The organism is Streptomyces sp. NPDC026500, from assembly GCF_055567635.1.
Window position 1 is genome coordinate 260,503 of record NZ_JBVHQB010000004.1, and the last position, 22,281, is coordinate 282,783.

General features: G+C 71.3%; 23 protein-coding genes. 9 read left to right on the plus strand and 14 right to left on the minus strand.

Annotated elements, in window-relative coordinates:
* Positions 1–107 precede the first annotated feature (107 nt).
* The 4 genes from ACZ4N5_RS09460 to ACZ4N5_RS09475 all read left to right on the plus strand — a co-directional run bounded on the left by ACZ4N5_RS09460 (position 108) and on the right by ACZ4N5_RS09475 (position 2,598).
* Positions 108–932: a LysR family transcriptional regulator substrate-binding protein gene (locus ACZ4N5_RS09460; RefSeq protein WP_467756518.1), complete on the plus strand. Its 825-nt coding sequence runs from the start codon at positions 108–110 to the stop codon at positions 930–932.
* 198 nt (positions 933–1,130) lie between these two features.
* Complete coding sequence (locus tag ACZ4N5_RS09465; RefSeq protein ID WP_467756519.1) at positions 1,131–1,550, plus strand: MerR family transcriptional regulator; 420 nt, start codon at positions 1,131–1,133, stop codon at positions 1,548–1,550.
* A complete protein-coding gene (locus ACZ4N5_RS09470; RefSeq protein WP_467756520.1) occupies positions 1,547–1,999 on the plus strand; it encodes a carboxymuconolactone decarboxylase family protein in 453 nt (150 codons plus the stop codon). Before ACZ4N5_RS09465 ends, ACZ4N5_RS09470 begins: the two co-directional genes overlap by 4 nt.
* Positions 2,000–2,154: 155 nt before the next feature.
* On the plus strand, positions 2,155–2,598 hold the full coding sequence (locus ACZ4N5_RS09475; protein ID WP_467756727.1) for a DUF6314 family protein: 444 nt from the start codon (positions 2,155–2,157) through the stop codon (positions 2,596–2,598).
* Here ACZ4N5_RS09475 and ACZ4N5_RS09480 read toward each other — a convergent pair.
* A complete protein-coding gene (locus ACZ4N5_RS09480; RefSeq protein WP_467756521.1) occupies positions 2,580–3,173 on the minus strand; it encodes a histidine phosphatase family protein in 594 nt (197 codons plus the stop codon). The two genes, ACZ4N5_RS09475 and ACZ4N5_RS09480, sit on opposite strands and share 19 nt — an antisense overlap.
* A gap of 400 nt (positions 3,174–3,573) precedes the next feature.
* The gene (locus ACZ4N5_RS09485) at positions 3,574–5,010 is read right to left on the minus strand and encodes an aminotransferase-like domain-containing protein (protein ID WP_467756522.1); all 1,437 of its coding nucleotides are present in this window, start codon (positions 5,008–5,010) and stop codon (positions 3,574–3,576) included.
* On the opposite strand from ACZ4N5_RS09485, the gene ACZ4N5_RS09490 reads away from it, so the two are divergent.
* Positions 5,009–5,959, plus strand: a complete 951-nt coding sequence (locus ACZ4N5_RS09490) for a DMT family transporter (protein ID WP_467756523.1) — start codon at positions 5,009–5,011, stop codon at positions 5,957–5,959. The genes ACZ4N5_RS09485 and ACZ4N5_RS09490 overlap by 2 nt on opposite strands.
* 92 nt (positions 5,960–6,051) lie before the next feature.
* Positions 6,052–6,246, plus strand: coding sequence for a DUF1918 domain-containing protein (locus ACZ4N5_RS09495; protein WP_355978392.1), 195 nt, complete (start codon positions 6,052–6,054; stop codon positions 6,244–6,246).
* Positions 6,247–6,282: 36 nt separating this feature from the next.
* On the opposite strand, the gene ACZ4N5_RS09500 is transcribed toward ACZ4N5_RS09495, so the two are convergent.
* Positions 6,283–7,530, minus strand: a complete 1,248-nt coding sequence (locus ACZ4N5_RS09500; protein WP_467756524.1) for a glycoside hydrolase family 10-like protein — start codon at positions 7,528–7,530, stop codon at positions 6,283–6,285.
* A 130-nt stretch (positions 7,531–7,660) separates the two neighbouring features.
* On the opposite strand from ACZ4N5_RS09500, the gene ACZ4N5_RS09505 reads away from it, so the two are divergent.
* Together ACZ4N5_RS09505 and ACZ4N5_RS09510 are read left to right on the plus strand one after the other, a co-directional pair.
* Positions 7,661–8,563, plus strand: a complete 903-nt coding sequence (locus ACZ4N5_RS09505; RefSeq protein WP_467756525.1) for a 3-hydroxybutyryl-CoA dehydrogenase — start codon at positions 7,661–7,663, stop codon at positions 8,561–8,563.
* Between the two features lie 203 nt (positions 8,564–8,766).
* Complete coding sequence (locus ACZ4N5_RS09510) at positions 8,767–9,024, plus strand: hypothetical protein (protein ID WP_355839733.1); 258 nt, start codon at positions 8,767–8,769, stop codon at positions 9,022–9,024.
* 22 nt (positions 9,025–9,046) lie between these two features.
* Here ACZ4N5_RS09510 and ACZ4N5_RS09515 read toward each other — a convergent pair whose 3' ends face one another.
* The 10 genes from ACZ4N5_RS09515 to infC form a co-directional block, all read right to left on the minus strand.
* A complete protein-coding gene (locus tag ACZ4N5_RS09515) occupies positions 9,047–9,592 on the minus strand; it encodes an NUDIX hydrolase (RefSeq protein WP_467756526.1) in 546 nt (181 codons plus the stop codon).
* A gap of 188 nt (positions 9,593–9,780) precedes the next feature.
* Positions 9,781–11,121, minus strand: a complete 1,341-nt coding sequence (locus ACZ4N5_RS09520) for a transcriptional regulator (protein WP_467756527.1) — start codon at positions 11,119–11,121, stop codon at positions 9,781–9,783.
* Between the two features lie 386 nt (positions 11,122–11,507).
* The gene (locus tag ACZ4N5_RS09525; RefSeq protein ID WP_467756528.1) at positions 11,508–12,755 is read right to left on the minus strand and encodes a PP2C family protein-serine/threonine phosphatase; all 1,248 of its coding nucleotides are present in this window, start codon (positions 12,753–12,755) and stop codon (positions 11,508–11,510) included.
* Between the two features lie 282 nt (positions 12,756–13,037).
* Positions 13,038–15,542, minus strand: coding sequence for a phenylalanine--tRNA ligase subunit beta (gene pheT, locus ACZ4N5_RS09530; RefSeq protein WP_467756529.1), 2,505 nt, complete (start codon positions 15,540–15,542; stop codon positions 13,038–13,040).
* Positions 15,542–16,669 carry a phenylalanine--tRNA ligase subunit alpha gene (gene pheS / locus ACZ4N5_RS09535; RefSeq protein ID WP_356781535.1) on the minus strand — a complete coding sequence of 376 codons (1,128 nt, stop codon included), beginning with the start codon at positions 16,667–16,669 and terminating at the stop codon, positions 15,542–15,544. Before pheS ends, pheT begins: the two co-directional genes overlap by 1 nt.
* Before the next feature lie 182 nt (positions 16,670–16,851).
* On the minus strand, positions 16,852–18,024 hold the full coding sequence (locus ACZ4N5_RS09540; protein WP_467756530.1) for a sensor histidine kinase: 1,173 nt from the start codon (positions 18,022–18,024) through the stop codon (positions 16,852–16,854).
* Positions 18,025–18,077: 53 nt separating this feature from the next.
* A complete protein-coding gene (locus ACZ4N5_RS09545; RefSeq protein ID WP_467756531.1) occupies positions 18,078–18,929 on the minus strand; it encodes a TrmH family RNA methyltransferase in 852 nt (283 codons plus the stop codon).
* A gap of 205 nt (positions 18,930–19,134) precedes the next feature.
* Complete coding sequence (gene rplT / locus ACZ4N5_RS09550) at positions 19,135–19,518, minus strand: 50S ribosomal protein L20 (protein ID WP_003970214.1); 384 nt, start codon at positions 19,516–19,518, stop codon at positions 19,135–19,137.
* A 94-nt stretch (positions 19,519–19,612) separates the two neighbouring features.
* Positions 19,613–19,807 (minus strand): 50S ribosomal protein L35, encoded by a 195-nt coding sequence (rpmI, locus tag ACZ4N5_RS09555; protein ID WP_003947156.1) that lies wholly within the window; start codon positions 19,805–19,807, stop codon positions 19,613–19,615.
* Between the two features lie 106 nt (positions 19,808–19,913).
* Positions 19,914–20,660, minus strand: a complete 747-nt coding sequence (gene infC, locus ACZ4N5_RS09560) for a translation initiation factor IF-3 (RefSeq protein WP_467756728.1) — start codon at positions 20,658–20,660, stop codon at positions 19,914–19,916.
* 413 nt (positions 20,661–21,073) lie between these two features.
* Here infC and ACZ4N5_RS09565 point away from each other — a divergent pair, with 413 nt between their 5' ends.
* The gene (locus tag ACZ4N5_RS09565) at positions 21,074–21,430 is read left to right on the plus strand and encodes a DUF1844 domain-containing protein (protein ID WP_261702877.1); all 357 of its coding nucleotides are present in this window, start codon (positions 21,074–21,076) and stop codon (positions 21,428–21,430) included.
* Positions 21,431–21,500: 70 nt separating this feature from the next.
* Here ACZ4N5_RS09565 and ACZ4N5_RS09570 read toward each other — a convergent pair whose 3' ends face one another.
* Positions 21,501–22,232: an SseB family protein gene (locus ACZ4N5_RS09570; protein ID WP_467756532.1), complete on the minus strand. Its 732-nt coding sequence runs from the start codon at positions 22,230–22,232 to the stop codon at positions 21,501–21,503.
* Positions 22,233–22,281 lie beyond the last annotated feature (49 nt).

Below are 22,281 nucleotides of genomic sequence, written 5' to 3' on the forward strand. Positions count from 1 at the left end.
GGTATCGACCGCCCGGGCCCCCGCCGACCATCGCGGGGTACGGCACCCATGGCCACGCCGATCATCGCCGGTGCGGCGCCCACGGCCACGCCGGGTAATCTGACGTGGTGACCGGCTCCGAAGCATCCCCCTCGTTCAGGCTCGCCTACGTTCCCGGGGTGACGCCCTCGAAGTGGGTGCGGATCTGGAACGAGCGGATGCCCGGCGTACCCCTGGCCCTCGTTCCGGTGTCCGCCGCCGAGGTGTACGACGTCCTGCGGCGCGGCGACGCCGACGCGGGCTTCGTCCGGCTGCCGGTCGACCGGGACGACCTCAGCGCGATCCCCCTCTACACCGAGACGACGGTCGTCGTGGTCCCGAAGGATCACATCGTGGCGGCGGTCGAGCAGGTCTCCGGTGAGGATCTCGCCGACGACATCGTGCTGCACCCCCTCGACGACCCGCTGGACTGGGAGCGACTGCCGGGCAAGCCCGCGCTGGAGCGGCCCGCCGGTACGGAGGATGCCGTCGAGCTGGTCGCGGCGGGCATCGGGGTCGTGGTGGTTCCGCAGTCGCTCGCGCGTCTCCACCACCGCAAGGACCTCACGTACCGGACGGTCACGGACGCCCCCGAGTCACGCGTCGCGCTGGCCTGGCCCGAGGAGCGGACCACCGACCTGGTGGAGGACTTCATCGGCATCGTGCGCGGCCGCACGGTGAACAGCACGCGAGGGCGTTCCCAGACCCCGGCCGCGGCGCAGCAGAAGGAGCGGGGCGCGGCCAAGTCCGCTTCCCGGAAATCGGACTCGGCCGGCGGCACGCGGCGCAAGCCCACGCCCGGCAAGGCGGGCGGCAAGGGCGGCGGCAAGGCCACGGCCCGGAACCCCCGCAGCAGCGGTACCGGCGGCCCGAAGGGCGGCGCGAAGCGCGGCAAGCCCCGCCGCAGCTCCTGATCCGATTCGGGCTCCGGTTCCGGTTCCGTTCCCGGTAATTCACGATTCGACGCCGGCTCCGGCTCCGGCTCCGGCTCCGGCTCCGGCTCCGGCTGCCGACTGGGCTCCGGCCGAGTCGACATGTTGACCCGCATCGGCGCTGACGCACTCCCCGGCAGCGCTTGACCTGGAGCGCGCTCCAGGTTCTACGGTTTCTCCATGACCAGCGGACAGCCCCTCCCGCACACCGCGGAACCGACCCTCACGATCGCCCAGGTCGTCGACCGCACCGGCCTCTCGCACGACACGTTGCGCTACTACGAGAAGGCCGGCCTGATCGAGCGGGTCGGCCGGACCACCGGGAACCAGCGGCGTTACCTGGCGGCGGACCTGGCCTGGCTGGAGTTCCTGATCCGGCTGCGGGAGACCGGCATGTCGATCGCGGACATGCAGCGGTTCGCGGAGCTGCGCTCCCGGGGCGACGCGACGGTCCCCGACCGGCTGGCGATGCTCCGTGAACACAGCGCCGACCTGAAGAACCGGATCCGCGCGCTGCGCCGGAACGCGTCCGCCCGCGACGACAAGATCGACCACTACGAACGGCTGCTGGAGCAGCCGGGATCGGACGACCCGACATGAGCGACACCGTGAAGAACCCTGGGTCCACCACCCGCGAGGAGCGTTTCGAGCACGGCCTGAAGGTCCTTGACCGGGTGGACGGCGAAGCGGGCCGACGCGTGGTCGACGCGCTCGGTGACATCAACCCCGAGCTGGGCCACCAGATCGTCGCCTGGGGCTTCGGGGACATCTACGACCGGCCAGGACTCGCCCCGCGGGACCGCCAGTTGGTGACCCTCGGCATGCTCACCGCCCTCGGCGGCTGCGAGATCCAGCTGGAGGTGCACGTCAACGCGGCGCTGAACGTCGGGCTTTCCCCGGAGCAGATCGTCGAGGCACTGCTGCACTCCGCCGTCTACTGCGGCATTCCGAAGGCCATGAACGCGACCCTGGTCGCGAAGAAGGTGTTCGGCGAACGTGGGCTGCTGCCGGTCGCTCAGCGGCCCACGGCCGACGCTGCCGCCGCCTGATCCCCAGGAATGAGTCGATGGCGCACCGTTCGAGATGTCAGACTTTGGCCGATGCTTCGAACGCCAAGAATCGACACTTCGAACGGCAAGACAGGAAGAGGCCGGAGCGCGTGGAGGGGTCGCGCGGCTCCGGACAGGACGGAGACGAGGACGGCATGGGTGAGTTCTGGCCGGTGCGGGACGTACTCACGTACCTGACCGGAAGCTGGCGCGTGGAGCGCACCGTGCGGGACCTCGCGAGCGACGCGGAGGGGCGCTTCACCGGCACGACGGTTTTCGGGCCGCAGGAGGACGCGGGACTGCTGCACCAGGAGTCGGGCACCTTTGTGTGGCAGGGAGTCGCCCGGCCCGCCGAGCGGACCCTGCGGTTCCTGCCGGGACAGGACCCCGGGACCGCTCTCGTACGGTTCTCCGACGGCCGACCGTTCCATGACCTGGATCTGACGAGCGGGCGGTATGTCGCCGACCATCCGTGCGCGGCGGACCTCTACCGGGGCGAGTTCACCGTCCGCGACGACCATCACTGGCGGTCCGTCTGGCGGGTGCGGGGGCCCGCGAAGGACCTGGTGCTCTCCACCGGCTACGCACGCCTGGCCTGAGCGATCGCCCCGTCGAAGCGCAGATTCCAGCGGCCCGACCGGCCCGTCACACTGATCGCCGACAACGGCCGGACGTCGATGTTCCAGTACGTCGACGGTGGCGCCTTCAGCGCGTAGACCAGCGCGGCCCGGACGACCGACGGCTCGGCCACCGCGACGATGCTGCCGCCGTCGTCCCCCGGCCGGGTGTCGAGCCAGGCCCCGACGCGGGCGATGAAGGACAGCAGGCTCTCGCCGCCATGGGGCGTGGAGCGCGGGTCGGCCAGCCAGGAGTCCACGGCCTCGGGCTCGCGGGCCATGGCCTCGCCCAGGGTGAAGCCCCGCCAGCGGCCCATGTCGCAGTCGCGCAGTGCGAGCTGGACCAGGGGGGCGTAGCCGAGGACGTCACCGGTGGCCCGGCTGCGCGGCGTCGGCGAGCAGTAGCGAAGCTCGGCCGCCGCCAGCGGCAGCAGCCCGGCGGCGGCGCGCTGCACTTCTTCCCAGCCCGCCTGGTCCAGCGGCCGGTCGTCCTCGAAGCGCTCAGCGAGCAGCGAGGAGCTGCGCGCGGCGGCGACGAACGTGACCCGAAGATGCATGCGCAGATCGTGGAGCGCGGGACTCCGCAGGTCAAGGGGGTTACGCAGAGTATCCAAATGTTTCACCGAAGCATCAGCTTCCGCCCTGTGCTCCGGCAGTCCGGACACTCCGGATTCGATCTTCGCGCCGCCGTGGTCCCTGCCGAGCGCCCCAGCAGGCACCGCGAGCGTGGCCCGTGCGTGCCGCGCGGCCGGAGACACGCGAGGTCGGAGCTCCGCCCGGGTCAGGGCCCGACTCCGGCCTGCGCGGTGCTCGGCTCCGCCCGAGTCAGGGCTCGGCTCCACCCGGCGCGGAGCTCGGCTCCGGCCGAGTCAGGGCTCGGCTCCACCCGGCGTGGAGTTCGGCTCCGGCCGGCGTGGAGTTCGGCTCCACCCGGCGTGGAGTTCGGGCGCGCCCGGCTCAGGCCCGCACCTCGTCGTACGCCGCCGTCAGTCTCCGTACACCCTCCGTGATCTCCTCCGTCCCGGCCACCGCCGCGAAGCTCAACCGGATCTGGGCGGCCGGGGGTTCGGCGCTGTAGTAGGGGCGGCCGGGGGTCACGGCCACCCCCGCCCGCAGGGCGGCGGCGACGAGCGCGGACTCGTCGGTGCCGTCGGGCAGCCGGGCCCACAGGTGGTAGCCGCCGAACGGGATGTGGGGCAGGGCCAGTTCGGGGAGCCGTAGCCGCAGTGCGGCGGTCATGGTGTCGCGTCGGGCCTTCAACTCGGCGGAAACAGTACGCAGATGGCGCGGCCAGGCCGGCGAGCCGACGAGTTCGAGCGCGGCTTCCTGGAGCGGGCGCGGTACGAAGAAGGTGTCGACGACCTGGATGGCACGCAGCCGTTCGAGCACCGGACCGCGCGCGGCCAGTGCGCTCACCCGGAAGCTCGGCGAGGTCGCCTTGGTCAGGGAACCGACGTGCACCACGACTCCGTCCGGGTCCTCCGCTGCCAGCGGACGCGGCAGCGGGCCCGCGTCCTCGTGCACCAGGCGGCGTACGAAATCGTCCTCGACGACGAAGGCTCCGGCGTCCCGCGCGATGCGCAGCACCTCGCCCCGCCGCTCGGGCGCGAGCACGGCACCGGTCGGATTCTGGAACAGCGGCTGACACACGAAGACCCGGGCGCCGGTCGCCCTGAAGGCGTCGGCGAGGAGCTCGGGCTTCACCCCGTCGGAATCCACCGGGACCGGAACGGGGCGAAGACCGGCGGCGCGGGCGATGGCCAGCATGCCCGGATACGTGGGTGACTCCACCAGGACCGGGGCGCCGGGCGGCGCGAGCGCGCGCAGGGCGGTCGTCAGGGCGGACTGGCCGCCCGCCGCGACGAGCACCTCGGCGGCGCCGATCGCCCCGCCGATCCCCCGCGCGAACCACTCACGCAGTTCGGGCAGACCCTCCATGGGCGGCCGGGACCACGCGCCGGGTCGGCGGCCCGCCCGGGAGAGGGCCGCGCCCATCGCCCGTTCCGGCTGGAGCGAGGGGTGCAGATAGCCGCCGTTGAACTCGACGACACCGGGCGGTGGCGCGGCGAGCGAGACGAGAACGCCGGACGCGTCCACCGTGCGGGGGACGACCTCGGCCGCGGCGTCCGCGCTGAGCGCGACCTCCTGCCAGGACGTGTCCCCGGTGGACGTGATGGCGGGCCGGGGCCGCGCCCGGAAGGCTCCCGCACCGGGCCGGGTGACCACGAGCCCCTCTGCTGCCAGCTGCGCCAGCGCCCGGGACACGGTCACCGGGCTCACACGGAATCGCTCGACGAGCGCCCTGCTCGACGGCAGCTTTCCACCTGGAGAGTAGCGGTTCAGTTCCCGCCGCAGCTGATTCGCCAGATCGCCCACACTGCTACGCTCTTGCATGAGAACTGAGAGTAGCGCTATCGAGTGGACCGGGATAGCGGTCAGCACCGAGCCCGCGGCCGGCCTCCCGCTCCGGAGCCCCGCGTCGAAGGACCGCCGCTCGGGCACCCTGCAGGCGGCCCTCGGCGTCACCGCTTTCTCCCTCACCTTTCCCGCGACCGCCTGGGGCCTGGAGGGCTTCGGCCCCTGGTCGCTGGTGGCCGTGCGCTGTGTCCTCGCGGCGGTCGTCGCGGGCGCCTGCCTTCTCGCGCTGCGGGTCCCTCTGCCCGACCGGCGACACCTGGCGGGCCTCGCCGTCGTCGCCGCGGGTGTCGTCCTCGGCTTCCCACTGCTGACGACTCTCGCCCTGCGGACATCGACCACCGCCCACGCCGCCGTGGTCGTCGGACTGCTGCCGCTCACGACGGCGCTGTTCTCGTCGCTGCGCACCGGCGCACGGCCCTCGCGGATGTTCTGGCTGGCGGCCTGCGCGGGTGCGGCCGCCGTGATCGCGTTCACCGTGCAGCAGAGCGGTGGCGCCCTGACCGGTGCGGACGCCTATCTGTTCGGGGCGCTGCTGATCTGCGCGGCGGGCTACACCGAGGGTGGTCGGCTCGCCCGCCTGGTGCCGGGCTGGCAGGTCATCGGCTGGGCCCTGGTCCTGTGTCTGCCGCTCAGCGTGCCCGGCGCGCTGGTGGCGCTGTCGTACGAGCCGGTGCGGCTGACGGCGCACAGCGTGACCGGGCTGCTGTGGGTCGCCGCCGGTTCGCAGTTCCTCGGTCTGGTCGTCTGGTACCGGGGGATGGCGTCGATCGGGATTCCGAGGGCCAGCCAGTTGCAGCTGGCCCAGCCGCTGCTCACACTGGTGTGGTCGGTACTGCTCCTGGGCGAGCGGCTCACCCCGGCGGCACCCCTGACGGCGGCCGCCGTCCTCGTCTGCATCGCCCTCACCCAGCGGGCGCGGAGCTGACCCGCACGCACGGGCCGGGCCAACCCGTGCCCCCGGCCGTAGACTTGAGGCCACGAACCGTTACTCCCGTACAGGACGAGGAGACCGTTCAGATGCACGCAACCAAAGGCGACCAGCTGGTGCAGCACGGCAGGACCGTCGGCCAGCACGACAAGGTCGCGGAAATCACCGAGGTCATGGGAGCGGAAGGCTCTCCCCCCTACCGCGTGCGGTTCGAGGACGGTCACGAAGCCGTGTGCTCACCGGGCCCGGACTCCGAGATCCGCCACCGGGACATGCCGCAGTAGGACGAGCGCGACGAACGCCGGGAGGCCGGCGGACTCTCAAAGCGGGGGCTTCGCCGGCTGCCGGTAGTGGTCGGCGACGACCCGTGCCATCGCTCCGATGCGGTCGGCGCCGGCCTCCTTGGCGGCGAAGAAGACGTGGCCCTTCACCTCGGGATGCTTCGCGGCCAGCGTGAGGTGCCGGGAGAGTTCGGCCGGGTCCTGCCACGCCGCGGGCTGCGCCGGGTCGCCCGCCTTGTAGAGCGCCTCACCCGCGTACAGCTGCACGCCCGTTCCCCGGGCGACCCGCGCCCACCAGGGCAGCAGCTTCGCGTAGTCGGCGGCGGCGAAGCCGATGTTCCAGTACAGCTGCGGGCAGATGTAGTCCACCCAGCGCTCCCTGACCCACTTCCTGGTGTCGGCGTAGAGATCGTCGTACGTCTCGACGCCGGCCCGGGTCGGCGAGCCGAGCGGGTCGGTCGACGCGTTGCGCCAGACCCCGAAGGGGCTGATCCCGAAACGGACCCCGGGCCGGACCTTCTTGATGCCCGCCGCCATCTCCAGCACCAGCCGGTCGATGTTGTCGCGCCGCCAGGCCGCTCTGTCCGGGAAGCCCGCGCCGTGTTCGGCGTACGCGGCGTCGTCGTCGAAGTCCTCGCCGGCCACCGGGTACGGATAGAAGAAGTCGTCCCAGTGCACGCCGTCGACCGGGTACCGGCGCACAGCGTCGAGCATCGCGGTCCTGACGAACGTCCGGACCGGGGGCAGCCCGGGGTTGTAGTAGAGCATCCCGCCGTACCGCACGATCCAGTCCGGGTGGACACGGGCGGGGTGCGAGGGGGCGAGCCTGCGGGGGTCCGGCTGTCCCGAGACGCGGTACGGGTTGAACCAGGCGTGCAGTTCCAGGCCGCGCGCGTGGGCCTCCCGCACCGCGGTGCCCAGCGGGTCCCAGCCGGGGTTCTTGCCCTGGACGCCGGTCAGGTACTGGGACCACGGCTCGTACGGCGAGGGCCACAGCGCGTCCGCGGCGGGACGGACCTGGAAGATCACGGTGTTGAGGCGCAGGCGTACCGCCGTGTCGAGCCGGTCGAGCAGTTCGGCGCGCTGACGCGCGGGGCTCAGACCGGTGCGGGAGGGCCAGTCGCGGTGCGAGGTGGTCGCGAGCCACATGCCCCGCACGGCGCGCGGGGCCGCCGACCGGCGCGACGGGGCCGGCCCCTGGGCGGCCGCGACGTCCCCCGCCGTACCCAAGCCGGACAGCGTCGCGAGCGCGGCCGCCGCGAACGCCCGGCGTGGCAGTCGCCCCATATCCCTATCCCCTTACGCTACGGATCCTCACGGTCACTGACCGTCCCGTCGCCCAGCATGCACGACCCCGCCGATCGATCATCGATACTTGGGAGTAGCGTGCACGTTCGGAGCAGGGACCGAACAACGGATGACCTGCCAGGCAGTACGGATCAGCGAAGGGGACGATGTGACCGACATCGAACGCGTCGGAGTGGTGGGCTGCGGCCAGATGGGAGCGGGCATTGCCGAGGTGTGCGCCCGCGCCGGCCTGGACGTCAAGGTCGCCGAGACCACCGGCGAAGCCCTGGAGATCGGCCGGACCCGGCTCTTCACTTCGCTCTCCAAGGCGGCCGAGCGCGGAAAGATCTCCGAGGACGAGCTCAAGGCCACTCAGGACCGGCTGAGTTTCACCACGGACCTCGGCGAGTTCGCCGACCGCGACCTGGTGATCGAGGCCGTCGTCGAGAACGAGCAGGTGAAGACCGAGATCTTCCAGGTGCTCGACCAGGTGGTGACCAGGCCGGACGCGATCCTCGCCTCCAACACCTCCTCGATCCCGCTGGTGAAGCTGGCCGTCGCGACCTCGCGTCCCGACCAGGTCATCGGCATCCACTTCTTCAACCCGGCCCCGGTGCAGCAGCTCGTGGAGCTGATCCCGGCGCTGACCACCTCCGAGGGCACGATCGGCCGCGCCCAGCTGTTCGCCGAGAAGGCGCTCGGCAAGCACGCGATCCGCGCCCAGGACCGCTCGGGCTTCGTCGTCAACGCGCTGCTGATCCCCTATCTCCTGTCCGCGATCCGGATGTTCGAGTCGGGTATCGCGAGCCGCGAGGACATCGACAACGGCATGGAGATGGGCTGCGCCCACCCGATGGGCCCGCTCAAGCTGTCCGACCTGATCGGTCTCGACACGGTGGCCTCGGTCGCGTATTCGATGTACGAGGAGTACAAGGAGCCGCTGTACGCCGCTCCCCCGCTGCTCCAGCGCATGGTGGACGCGGGACGCCTCGGCCGGAAGTCCGGCTCGGGGTTCTACACCTACGGCCAGTAATAGCGGAACGCGGGCTCCGTTCCACGGAGTTCGGGCGGGCGCGGGCCCGGCACCTTTTCCGGTGCCGGGCCCGCGCCGTTCACACGCCGTGTGCGCGCCGGGCCCGCATATGCCGCGCGCACACGCTCCCCACGCACCCACCAGGCGAGTTGACTTTCCGTGCACGGACAAGGGATGTGCCGACTACGGAAAGGAACGGACTCGTGACCGCCGACCCTCAGCATCCCGTGGCACCGAAGGAACTCGCGGAGTTACGCCGGTCTCTCGAAGTGGGGTTCACCCGCATCGAGGGAGGACTGGCACTGCTCACTCAGCGCGACGACCAGACGGCCAAGGATCTCGATGACCTCAGCACCCGGATCGTCGCGCTCGAACACACCCGCTGGCCACTGCCCACCGTCGCCGTCGTCGCGGCCGTGGGCGCACTGGCCGTCGCGGTCTGGCAGGCTCTGGGCCGCTGAGGGAGCTGCGAGGGGGAGCCGATCAGGGTAACGCGTCCTGCCCGAGCCTGAGATGGTGCAGAAGGAGCAGCGCGGCCGCCATGTTGGCGGCCGGGACCTCACCACGGGCGACCATGTCGGGGACGAGTTTCAGGGGAACCCATTCCCGGCGGTCGGACTCGAAGTCGTCCACGGGGTGTCCGATGAACGCGCCTTCGTCGGCCCAGTAGATGTGATGCCGGGCGTCGGTGAGCCCGTTGGAGGGCTCGACACTCATCAGATGCCGCAGGGGTCCCGGTCGCCACCCGGTCTCCTCCTCCAGTTCGCGGGCCGCCGCCACGGCGATGTCCTCGCCGTCCTCCACGACGCCCGCAGCGAGCTCCCATCCCCAGCTGTCGGTGATGAAGCGGTGCCGCCACAGGAGCAGCACCTCGTTGGCCTCGTTCACCACCGTGGCCACGGCGACGGGCCGCAGCCGGATCAGGAAGTGATCGAGATGCCGCCCGTCCGGCAGCTCCACATCTGCGAGATTGACGCTGAACCAGCGGTTTTCATACACAGTTTGTTCGTTCTGTTTCGTCCACTGCACGGTTCTGCCACCTTCCGCCGAGTAGATGGCAATATCGCAGCAGCAGCGTCCTGACAGCAGGGCTCACAGGGGTCGGGGCGCGGCGCAGTGGCGGTGAACAGGGTCCGGCGGAGCGGTGGCCGGCGTTCCGGTGCGGCTCGTGAAGCAGCTGCCCGGTGCGGCCGGTGAAGCGGCTGTCCGGGTGCTCCCTACAGCGGTACGCGCAGTGCGCCGTCGATGAGTTCAGCGGCCTCGGTCGTGCCCGCACAACCGCTGCGCACCAGGTGCTCGCGTACCGCGCGAAGTCTGTCGCGCAGCCGCTGGGACTCCATCCCCCGCGCCTGCTCCGCCATTTGGACGGCCGTCGCCACCGCCTTGTCGGCATTGCCCTGGCGCAGTTCGATCTGGCTGAGCATGGCAAGCCGGTGCACGCGCCCCCGGTCGTGCGCCGGAGTGTCGACGGCGGCCACCGCGTGCTCGGCGGCGGCCACCAGGTCGCCGAGGCTGAGCAGCGCCTCCGCCACCTGCACGTTGACCAGTCCCGGCTGGACATAGCCGGTCTCGTCGGGCTCGTAACCGCGCCGGATGCGATCGGCGGCCTGCTCGGCACGCCGTATGCAGGACAGCGCGCTGCTGCCGTCGCCGAGGTGTGCGTACGCCTTCGCCTGCATCGCGTAGAGGTCGGAGGCGAGGGCCGGGGTGATGTGGCGTCCCGCGGCGCGCAGCGCGGCCTCGGCGAAGGCGACCGCCTGCCGGTACTCACGCATGAACAGCGACTGGTTGACGAGCAGAGCTATGACGTAGGCGCCAAGTCCCCTGTCCCCACTGGCCTTCGCCAGCCGCAGCGCCTGGTGGAAGTAGCGCTGGGCGAGTCCGTGCGCGTCGGAGTCGTAGGCGCAGATGCCCGCGATGGCCACCAACCCGCCGGTGGCGCGGTGGAGTTGGCGGCCGGTGGCGTCGGTGTAGCCGCCGCGCAGCAGGGGCGCGGTCTCGGAGTTGAGGAAGCCGACGATCCGGGTTCTGGTCGCTATGCCCCCGGCCTTGCGGTACATCTGCTCGTAGTGGGCCCGCGCCGCTCGCAGCATCTCGATGTCGGCCATGCTGACGTGATGGCGGCCGCCGCGGGAGACGTCCACGTCCTCGGGCGGGTTCTCCCACTCCCACACGGGCATCACCGCGGGTGTTCCGGTGACGGCCGGGGCGCCGAGTATGTGCGGACGCTGCTGTTCGTCGGAACGCCACAGGGCGGTGGCGCGTTCGACGAAGCCGGAGAGCGTGCCGGCGTGCGGGGTGGAGGGTTCGCCGGGGACCCCGAGGCCGATGTCGTCGAGCGTGACGGGCCGGTGCAGTCGCCCCGCGAGCACTTCGCAGATCAGGTCGGGCACCTGGCCGCGCGGTCGCTGACCCTTCAACCACCGTGCCACGGCGGTGTGTTCGTAGCGCAGCGCGAGACCGCGCGCCCGCCCCGCCTGGTTGACGTGGGCGGCGAGTCCCGCGTGCGAGATGCCTGCCTCGTCGAGAATCGCGTCGAGCAGAGTGTTGGGCTGCATGGGAGGCCCCCGAGTGGCTCGTTGCCGTCGGCGCCGATCCTGCCCGACCGGGCCCGACCGCACCAGAGAGAGTAGTGCGTCCCCTTTCACACGGGGTGTGATGGGAATGCCCGTATCCGCGCTGTACGCGCGCTGTCGCGGAGAGTTTCGTACCGGTTGACTGAAATGCCTCGCAAGAGGCCGGCCGGGCCGCCGGCTCCCCCTCGTACAGTGCGGCGGCCCGCTCCGCGCCGTCCGCCCGGCTGCCTGCCCGACACTCCATGGCCGGGCGGACGGCAGAGCCGGCCCGGCCGGGGCGACCGCGGGACTCCGGTCGTCCGGGTGCGGGTCCCGTGGCCGGTCGTCCCCGGGAACGCGGAGCCGCAACCGCCGCTCCCGGGACCTGTCTAGCGAGGCACGTGATGGGACACGCGACCCTGATTCAGGGCGACGGGCCGACGGTCGTTGTGCAGCACCAGAAGGGCCACATCGTCGTCGGGCCTGCCGCCGGTGTGGCGCAGCAGGCCGGTGAAGACCGCGCGCAGGACGGCCTGCGGTACGACGGGCCCGTCGCGGACGGCCGCCGTGAGTGCCGGGAGCAGCGGAAAGAACCGCCCCCGGGTGTCCCGCGCGTCCTCGACACCGTCGGTGTGCAGGAAGAGACCCTCGCCGGGCCGGAGTCGGCCGCAGGGCTCGGCCGGGAGAGCGGCCGGGAGCGGGAACGGCCCGAGCGGGGGCAGCGGTTCGGCACGGACGAGGGGCCGGACGCGGCCCCTGCCGAGCAGATACGGCCAGGGATGGCCGCAGTTGAGGGCGTGCACCTCGCCGTCGCTGCGGATCTCCAGCAGCAGAACGGTCACGAACTCCTCGGCGGCCGGGCTGTCGGGATCGAGCCCGGCCGAGAGATGTTCGGCCCGGTCCCGCTCGCGCAGATGCCGGGCCAGTGCCCGCTCGAGTCTTCTGAGGACGCCGCCGAGTTCGGGTTCGTCGTGCGCGGCCTCGCGGAAGCTGCCGAGGACGGCGGCGACGGTCCCGATGGCGCCGAGTCCGTGCCCGCGGACGTCCCCCATCACGACCCGCACTCCGTGTTCGGTGGCGATCGCCTCGTACAGATCGCCGCCGATGGTCGCGCCGTGGTCCGCGGAGAGCTGGGCCGCGGCGATGTTCAGCCCGTCGATGCGCGGTGGCAGGGGGCGCAGCAGGACGTTCTGCGCGGCCCCCGCGACCTTGCGGATCTGCCGGAGTTCGCGCAGCAGCGCTCTTCTGACCTGGAGTATCAGACCGGCGCCGACCGCGAGGAAGACGGCGCTGGTGACGACGCGGGCACCGAGCCCGTTCTGCTGTGCGAGCGGACAGGCCATCTTGTACGAGATCGCCAGCGCGCCCCAGACCGCGGGCAACCCCAGGTTCACCGCCCGGCGCAGCGGCAGCCGGTCGGGGGTGCGGCGGACCCGGTGTCCGAGGCGGCCGTGTGTGCCGGGTCCGCACTCCTCACGGGTGAACCCGATGCGGGGTCTGCGGCCGCGCACCGCCCGGTCGAAGCCGGCCCTCAGCCGCTCACCCCGGCGCCGCGGCCCGAGGGCCGCTCTGGCCGGGTTCCGCGAATGCGTGCGGAGCGTCGCCCTGCGGGGAGCCCCAGCCTTGATACGGATCATGCCGATTGGCCCCCCAATAGGCACTGACAGCGCAACCGGCCTCGGAGAGACCGGTCCGATTCTGTCGACCGCCCGGCCCGGCCGGGTCGGATCGCCCGGACATGTCACCCGAATGAGTGAGGCATGTTCGGACTCCCGCATTTATGCAGGCAGCGGCCGGGGAAACCCCTGGGCGGGGGCCGGGAACCCCCGGGAAAAGGGGGCGGGGAACCGCGCGCCCGGCCGCGAACGATCCGCGGCCACCGAACGGCGCACAGTTCCCCGGCACAACCGGTGGAGCTTCTAGGCTCCGCGCAACACGGCTCCCGTGCGCTCGGCCGCCAGCGCCACCGCCGCGTCGCGGGCCGCGGAGGCCTCGTCGACGGTCAGCGTGCGGTCGGCGGCACGGAACCGCAGCGCGTAGGCGAGGGACTTCTTGTCCTCGCCGAGCTGCTCGCTCTCGTACTCGTCGAAGAGCCGGATGGACTCGAGGAGTTCACCCGCGCCCTCGTGCAGCGCCGCCTCGACGTCCGCGTGCGGGACGGTCTTGTCGACGACCAGCGCGACGTCCTGCGTGGCGACCGGGAAGGTCGAGATCTTCGGGCCCTTGGGGTGGCCCGAGCTCGCCCGCTCCAGCGCGTCCAGGTCCAGCTCCATCGCGCAGGTGCGCGCGGGCAGGCCCAGCGTCTTCAGAACACCGGGGTGCAGCTCACCGGCGTACCCGATGATCTGCTCCGCACCGTCCACGACGACCGCGAGCTCGGCGCAGCGGCCCGGGTGCCACGGCCCGTACTGGCCGGAGCGGACGAGGAGTTCGGTCCCGGACTCGCGGGCCAGCGTGCGCGCGGCCTCGATCGCGTCGGCCCAGTCGGCCGGGCGGCCCTTGCCCCACCAGCCGGCCTGCTCGCGGGCGCCCGCGAGGACGACGGCTGCGTGTCGGGGCTGGACGGGAAGCGCGGCCGTCAGGGACGCGATCTCCTCGTCGGTGGGACGGCGGTCGACGGGCAGCCGCCCGGCGACGCGCAGTTCCTCCTGCGGGTGGAAGACCAGGCCGGTCTCGAAGAGCGCCAGGTCGTGGCTGCCGCGTCCGTCGTTGCGGCGCAGGGCGTGCAGCAGGCCCGGCAGCAGCGTCGTACGGAGCGCGGGCTCCTCGTCGGAGAGCGGGTTGACCAGCTTGACGACCTTGCGCTTCGGGTCGTCGTCGGCGAGGCCGAACTGGTCGAAGACGTGCTCGCCGATGAACGGGTAGTTCAGCGCCTCGACGTATCCGGCGCCGGCCAGCGCGCGGCCGATCCTGCGGTGCAGCCGCTGCCGGTCCGTGAGGCCGAGGCCCGCCGGCGGCTTGGGCAGCGTGGAGGGCAGGTTCTCGTAGCCCTCGAGGCGGATGACCTCTTCCGCGAGGTCGTTCGGGTCCGTCAGGTCGGGCCGCCAGGACGGCACGGTGACGATCAGCTCGTCCTGTCCGTAGACGTCGCAGCCGACCTGCTGGAGACGGCGGACGACGGTCTCGCGGCCGTAGTCGACACCGGCCACCTTGTCCGGGTGGTTCGCCGGGATGGTGATGGTGTGCGGCGCGGACGGCGCGATCACCTCGGTGACCCCGGCGTCGGCGGTGCCGCCCGCGAGGAGCACGAGCAGGTCGACGGTCCGCTGGGCCGCGGCGGACGCGGCCTCGGGGTCGGCGCCGCGCTCGAAGCGCTTGGACGCCTCGGAGGCCAGCTTGTGGCGGCGGGCCGTGCGCGCGATCGAGATCGCGTCGAAGTGCGCGGCCTCGATGACGACCTCGGTGGTGGTGCCCTCGGTGTCGTCGATCTCGGTGTGGGCACCGCCCATGACGCCCGCGAGGCCGATGGGGCCGCGGTCGTCGGTGATCACCAGGTCTCCGGCGTCCAGCGTGCGCTTGACGCCGTCGAGGGTGGTGAGCTTCTCGCCCTGCTCGGCCCGGCGCACGCCGATCGTGCCCTCGACCCGGCTGCGGTCGTAGGCGTGCAGGGGCTGGCCGAGCTCCAGCATCACGTAGTTCGTGATGTCGACGGCGAGCGAGACCGGGCGCATGCCGGCCTTCTGCAGCCGGCGGCGCAGCCAGATCGGGGACTTGGCGTCGGGGTCGAGGCCGGTCACCGTACGGGCGGTGAAGCGGTCGCAGCCCATCGGGTCGGAGATCTGCACCGGGTAACCGAACGCGTTGGGGGCCGGTACGTCGAGCAGCGCGGGGTCGCGGAGCGGCAGGCCGTACGCGATGGCGGCCTCGCGGGCCACACCGCGCATCGACAGGGCGTAGCCGCGGTCGGGCGTGACGGCGATGTCGAGGACCTCGTCGACGAGCTGGAGCAGCTCGATCGCGTCGGTGCCGACCTCGACCTCGGGCGGCAGCACGATGATGCCGCCGCTGCCGTCGTCGCCCATGCCCAGCTCGTCGCCGGAGCAGATCATGCCGTGCGAGGTCTTGCCGTACGTCTTGCGCGCGGCGATCGCGAAGTTGCCGGGCAGCACGGCGCCGGGCAGCACCACGACGACCTTGTCGCCGACGGCGAAGTTGCGTGCGCCGCAGACGATCTCCTGGGGCTCACCGGTGCCGTTGGCGGTGCCGACGTCGACGGTGCAGAAGCGGATGGGCTTCTTGAACTCCGTCAGTTCCTCGATGGTGAGCACCTGGCCGACGACCAGGGGGCCCTTGAGGTCGGCGCCGAGCGGCTCGACGGTCTCGACCTCGAGGCCTGCCGAAATGAGCTTGGCCTGGACGTCGCGCCCGGTCTCCGTCGCCGGCAGGTCGACGTACTCCCGCAGCCAAGAAAGCGGGACCCGCATCAGATCTCCATCCCGAACGGCCGGGTGAACCGGACGTCACCCTCGACCATGTCTCGCATGTCTTCTACGTTGTGACGGAACATCAGCATCCGTTCGATGCCGAACCCGAAGGCGAATCCGCTGTACTTCTCCGGGTCGACGCCACAGGCGACCAGCACCCGCGGGTTGACCATGCCGCAGCCGCCGAGCTCGATCCACCCCTCGGAGGAGCAGGTCCGGCAGGGGCGGTCGGGGTTGCCGACGGACTCGCCCTTGCAGACGTAGCAGAGCATGTCCATCTCGGCGGACGGCTCGGTGAAGGGGAAGTAGTTCGGGCGCAGCCGGGTCTTCATGTCCGAGCCGAAGAGCGACTGGACCATGTGGTCCAGGGTGCCCTTGAGGTCGGCCATGGTCAGGCCCTCGTCGACGGCCAGCAGCTCGATCTGGTGGAAGACCGGGGTGTGCGTGGCGTCGAGCTCGTCCGTGCGGTAGACGCGGCCGGGGCACACGACGTAGACGGGCGGCTCCCGGTCGAGCAGGGCGCGGGCCTGCACCGGCGAGGTGTGGGTGCGCAGCACGACACCGGACTCGTCGCCCTCGGTGCCCTTGGGGCCCTGGACGAAGAAGGTGTCCTGCATCTGCCGGGCCGGGTGGTCGGGCGTGAAGTTGAGGGCGTCGAAGTTGAACCACTCCGCCTCGACCTCGGGGCCCTCGGCGACCTCGTATCCCATGGACACGAAGACGTCCGCGACCCGCTCCATCATGGTGGTCAGCGGATGCCGGGCGCCGGCCGGTACGCGGTCGTACGGCAGTGTGACGTCCACCGCCTCCTCGACCAGTACGCGGGCGTCACGGTCGGCCTCCAGCTCGGTCTGGCGGGCTGCGAGGGCCTTGTTCACGGCGCCGCGGGCCTGACCGACGAGCTTGCCGGCCGCGGCCTTGGCCTGCGGGGGCAGTGCGCCGATCTCGCGGTTGGCGAGGGCCAGCGGAGAGGTGCCGCCGGTGTGGGCGACCTTGGCCTCCTGGAGCGCGTCGAGGTCACCGGCGGCCGCGAAGGCGGCGAGCGCCTCGTCCCGCATGCGCTCGATCTCTTCCGGTTTCAAGGCCTCGACCTCTACAGGGTCGTACGACTTATTAGGTGCCGACATCTCTTCCCGTGCTTCCGGTTGGCTGGCTGAGGGTCCCCGTCATCGACTCGGAGACGAATCGTCCGCAGATGAGTGGACGCAAAGGTGCCAAAGGCCGAGTCTAACGGGGGTGGGGGCCTGCCCAGGACTGGGCGTCCTCGCGGTGCTCCCGTGCGGATGAGCCCGTGGGGGCCGCTGCGGCGTTACAGAAGATACGCCGGGGTGCCCACGGGCAACGTAAATCGGAACTCCGCTCCCCCGCCGGGGGCGCGGCCGACCGTGATGGTGCCGCCGTGGGCTTCGACGATGCCCTTGACGATGTAGAGCCCGAGGCCGGTGCCGCCGCGCTTGCTGCCCCGCCAGAAGCGGGTGAAGACGCGGTTCATGGACTCCTCCGGGATTCCGGTGCCCTCGTCGCTCACGGTGACCGACGTGACGGCGTTCGCCGTGCCCTCGTCGTCCCGCTCACGCGGGGAGGCCGAGGGTGCCACGTCAATGGTGACGGTTCCCTCGCCGTGCCGCACCGCATTTTCGATCAGATTGCTGAGCACCTGGTCGACCTTGTCGGGGTCGGCCCAGAGGGCGGGGAGGGGCTGCTCGATGCGCAGCAGGAAACGGTCGGCGGGCTGGCCCGAGGCGACGTACGCCTGGATGTGCCGGCCGACGGCGGCGCCTATGTCGACGGGCTGACGGCGCACCTCGAGTCGTCCGGAGTCGATGCGTGAGATGTCGAGGAGCTCGGCGATGAGCCGGGTGACGCGGTTCGCGTCGGCGTCGACGGTCTCCAGCATCAGCTTCTTCTGGTCGTCGGTGAAGCGTTCCCACTTGGCGAGCAGGGTCGCGGTGAAGCCCTTGACGGAGGTGAGCGGCGACCGCAGTTCGTGGGCGACCGTGGCGATCAGCTCGGCGTGGCTGCGCTCGGTGCGGCGGCGGGCCTCGGTGTCGCGCAGGCAGACGACGACCCGGCGGACCGGTCCGGTGGGCCGGGTCCGCACATAGCGCGCGGAGACGAGGACCTCACGGCCACCGGGCAACAGCAGATTCCGCTCGGGCTGGCTGTTGCGGATGGCGAGACCGCCGTACGGGTCGGTCAGCTGCCACCAGCGGCGGCCTTCCAGGTCCTCCAGGGGGAGCGCCGATTCGAGCCGACGGCCGAGTGCCTCGGCGGCGGGGACCGCGGTGATCCGGGCGGCGGCGGCGTTGAAGCAGATCACCCGGCCGTGTTCGTCGGCGACCACGATCCCGTCGGGCAGGTCGTCGGGGTCTATGCCGAGACCGGGACCGGCTCCGGCGGTGTCATCGTGCCGGGACGCGGATGTGCCACGCACGTCTCGTGCTCGCAGCGCGCTCTGCCCACCGCCCGTGCCGACACTCATCCCCGTACCCCACCTCTCGTCTGGCGCAGAGGGCCCCCGAGCCCGTCACCCTACTAGCTGCCGGTCACGGAACGGCACCCTGTGGAGGCGCGCTGTGCACGGGCTGACGCGTAGAGACATACGGCCGCGGCCGTGGCCAGGTTCAGGCTCTCGGCCCTTCCGTGGATCGGAACGCGCACGACGGCATCGGCCAGCGCACGGGTCTCCTCCGGAAGCCCCCAGGCCTCGTTGCCGAACACCCAGGCGGTGGGGCCGCCCATGGTCCCCTTGTCGAGTTCGTCGTCGAGGTCGTCCTCGCCCGCGCCGTCGGCGGCGAGGATGCGGACGCCCGCGTCCTTGAGTCCCGCGACGGCCTGCTCGACGGGCACGCCGACGGCGACGGGCAGATGGAACAGGGACCCGACGGAGGCCCGTACGGCCTTGGGGTTGTAGAGGTCGACGGAGGCGTCGGTGAGGACGACGGCGTCGGCGCCCGCGGCGTCCGCGCAGCGCAGCACGGTCCCGGCGTTCCCTGGGTCGCGGACGTGCGCGAGCACGGCGACGAGTTTGGGTCCGGCCTTGAGGATCTCCTCGAAGGGCGTGTCGACGAACCGGCAGACGCCGACGATTCCCTGCGGGGTCACGGTGGTGGAGATGTCCGCGATGACCTGCTCGTCGGCCAGGTGGACCCGGGCTCCGGCGGTGCGGGCCTCCGCGACGAGGTCGGCGTACCGCTCAGCGGCCTCCACGGTGGCGAACAGCTCGACGAGCGTGTCGCCGCCGTACGCCGCCGCCTCCCGCACGGCCTGCGGCCCCTCCGCGAGGAACAGCCGCTCCTTCCCGCGGAAGTTCCGCCGGGCCAGCCGCCGCGCGGCGGAGACACGGGGGGAACGGGGCGAGATCAGCTCGGGGCTGGCGGGGGGCATGTTCTGGTTCACCTTCGATATCTGGGGACGACTGCAACCCCCTGGGGGCGCGGGCCCGTGTCGATCTGCGGCTCCGCCGCGTGGGCGCGATCGGCCCCCCACGGTCGGCACCTGAACGGACGGCCTCCGCGGGCTTCTGCAGCAAAGGACCCGCAGGCTAAAACCTGCGGGTCCTTCAGTCACGTCGGCTAAAGCCAGCGCAGCGTCACGCGGCCTTCGGCGCGTTGACGTCCGACGGCAGCGCCTTCTGCGCGACCTCGACGAGCGCGGCGAACGCGTTGGCGTCGTTGACGGCCAGCTCCGCGAGGATCTTGCGGTCCACCTCGATGTTGGCGGCCTTCAGACCCTGGATGAGGCGGTTGTACGTCATGCCGTTCTGGCGGGCCGCAGCGTTGATGCGCTGGATCCACAGCTGACGGAAGTCGCCCTTGCGCTTCTTGCGGTCGTTGTAGTTGTAGACCAGCGAGTGGGTGACCTGCTCCTTGGCCTTGCGGTACAGGCGCGAACGCTGACCGCGGTAGCCGGAGGCCGCCTCGAGGATTGCCCGGCGCTTCTTGTGGGCGTTGACTGCCCGCTTGACGCGTGCCACTTTTTAACTCCTTGTAGCGGGGCCGTGGTTGGACTCACACGACCCGAAATCGATTGGGTCCCGGTTCAGACGTGCGGCGCTGGGCGCCGGTACATCACTTGCCGAGAAGCTTCTTGATCTTCTTGGCGTCGCCCGGGGCCATCTCGGCGTTGCCGGTGAGACGACGCGTCAGACGAGACGACTTGTGCTCGAGCAGGTGGCGCTTGCCGGCACGCTCACGGAGCACCTTGCCGGAGCCGGTGATCTTGAAGCGCTTGCTGGCACCGCTGTGCGACTTGTTCTTCGGCATAGCGCCGTTCTCTCCTCGTCAGTGGCGTTCCGGTGCCCGGTCGCTGGACCGGGCACGGTGGAACGTCATATGTATCGATTGACATCCCGGGGCAGCAGCCCTGGGATCAGGCCTCGGCTGATGCCTCGGCCGGGGCCTCGGCGGACTCGGCCTCGGTGGACTCGCCCTCGGCGACCTCGTCTTCGGTGACCTCACCGTCGGCGATCTCACCTTCGGCGATGTCGTCATCGGCGGCGTTCTGCGAGCGACCCGGGTTGGCCTTCGCTTCCGCCTTGCGAGCCGCCTGAGCCTCACGGGCTTCGGCCATCGCCTCGGTCTTCTTCTTGTGCGGACCGAGAACCATGATCATGTTTCGGCCGTCCTGCTTCGGGTTCGACTCGATGAACCCGAGGTCCTCGACGTCCGTGGCGAGACGCTGCAGCAGTCGGTAGCCGAGCTCCGGCCTGGACTGCTCGCGACCACGGAACATGATCGTGATCTTGACCTTGTCGCCCTGCTTGAGGAACCGGACGACGTGACCCTTTTTGGTGTCGTAGTCGTGCGGGTCGATCTTCGGCCGGAGCTTCATTTCCTTGATGACCGTGTGCGCCTGGTTCTTGCGCGCCTCACGGGCCTTCATGGCCGACTCGTACTTGAACTTCCCGTAGTCCATGAGCTTGCAGACGGGCGGGCGAGCGCTCGCCGCCACCTCGACCAGGTCGAGGTCGTACTCCTGAGCAAGCTCAAGGGCCTTGGCAAGCGGAACAATCCCGACCTGCTCGCCGCTGGGACCGACAAGTCGCACTTCGGGAACGCGAATCCGGTCGTTGATGCGGGGCTCGGTGCTGATGGATCCTCCTCGGTAGCACCACACGGCGGTCTGGCGGACAGCCGCGTATGTCTCTGATGACAATGGGACCAACCGCCGTGGCACATGAAAAATGCCCCGGACGGGACACAGGCGGGGCTCCATGGGTAACCGGAGCACCGCCGCGGTCAACCGCGGGGCGCACATTCGGGCGACTCCACCGTCCGTACGGAACGGTGGGGGCCGCCTGACCGGGTGACCCGCCGTCCCGGAGGACAGTCGGGTGGGAGATCGGAGCCTCCACTTGTGGGCCGAGCACATACGTGTCCGACCGGTCGTTACACAAGGTTAGCAGTTCCGCCGGGTACGCGCTAACCGGCGGCCTCCTCGCCGCCGCTCACCCGGCGGAAGGCTGCCGCGGTCCCGGCGGAAGGCTCCCGCGGGCGGGGGCGCGCGCGCCGGGGCCTATCGTGTGAGGCATGAGTGACACCCCTCCCCAGAACCCCGACTACGACACCATGACCCGCGACATCGCCGAGGTCCCCGCGGTCGAGGTCATCGTGACGGTCGCCGTGAACCTGATGAGCGCCGCCGCCGTGAAGCTCGGTCTCACCGAGGAGGGCGACGCTTACAAGGACCTGGACGAGGCGCGCAAGCTGGTCACGGCGCTCGCCGGGCTGCTCGACGCGAGCGCGACCGAGATCAGCTCCTTCCACGCGGCGCCGCTGCGCGACGGTCTGAAGTCGCTCCAGCTCGCCTTCCGCGAGGCGTCGCTCGTCCCGGACGAGCCGGGCCAGGGCCCCGGCGAGAAGTACACGGGCCCCGTCTACGGCTGACCCGCGTCCTCACGTCGTACGGGTACGGACGCGTCGGGTACGGACCTGTCCGCGTCCGTACACCCGCGTACTACCCGCGTACGTACAGGGGCTCGCCCGGAGGCGTCGCCTCGGCCGGCAGAAGTGCCAGGTCGAGGCCGCGCACCAGGCGGGCCCTCAGTGTTTCGTCGGCCGCGAGCCGCTGTGCCACCGCGCGAGCGGTCTCGGCGGGGGCGGCCGACGGGTCGAGCACGAGGGCGAGGGTGCCGTCCGCCGACCCGGGGCCGAGATGGGCGCGGACCACCAGGGGCTCGGCGGCGACCGCGGCCCGTACCGCCTCGACCACGGCGGGATCGGCGAGCGGGTCGGCGGTCGTACGTCCCTCGGCGAGCGCCAGCAGGGCGGAACCCGTGAGCTCGTAGGACACGGGCCCGGCCAGGTCCAGCACGATCGTGTCGGCCTTCTCGTGCGCCGCGGCCTCCAGGACCTGAGGCAGACGTACGGCGACGGGGCGGGCCTCGGGGTCCCAGCGGGCCAGCGAGTCCGTGGAGGTGAAGGCGGGCAGGGCCGTACGGTTCCCCGCCTTGAGCGTCGGGACCGCCATGTCGCTGGTCTTCTCGCGGCGCAGCCCGTTCTCGTCCTCCTCGACCTCGCCGAGAATTGCCACGACGGGTACGAGCAGCCGGGCACCCGTGAGTGCCTCCAGGACCGGCGGCACGGCGGTGCGGTCCGCGGACCAGGCGGCGAGCGCCGCGCTCAGCCGGGGGTCGGCGGAGCCGTCGTCGTCGGAGAAGCCGGAGTCGGGAATGTTCTTGTTCGCCACGGTCCCCGACCCTATCGGGGGGATGCTGCTGCGCCTGTGCGGCCCCTGA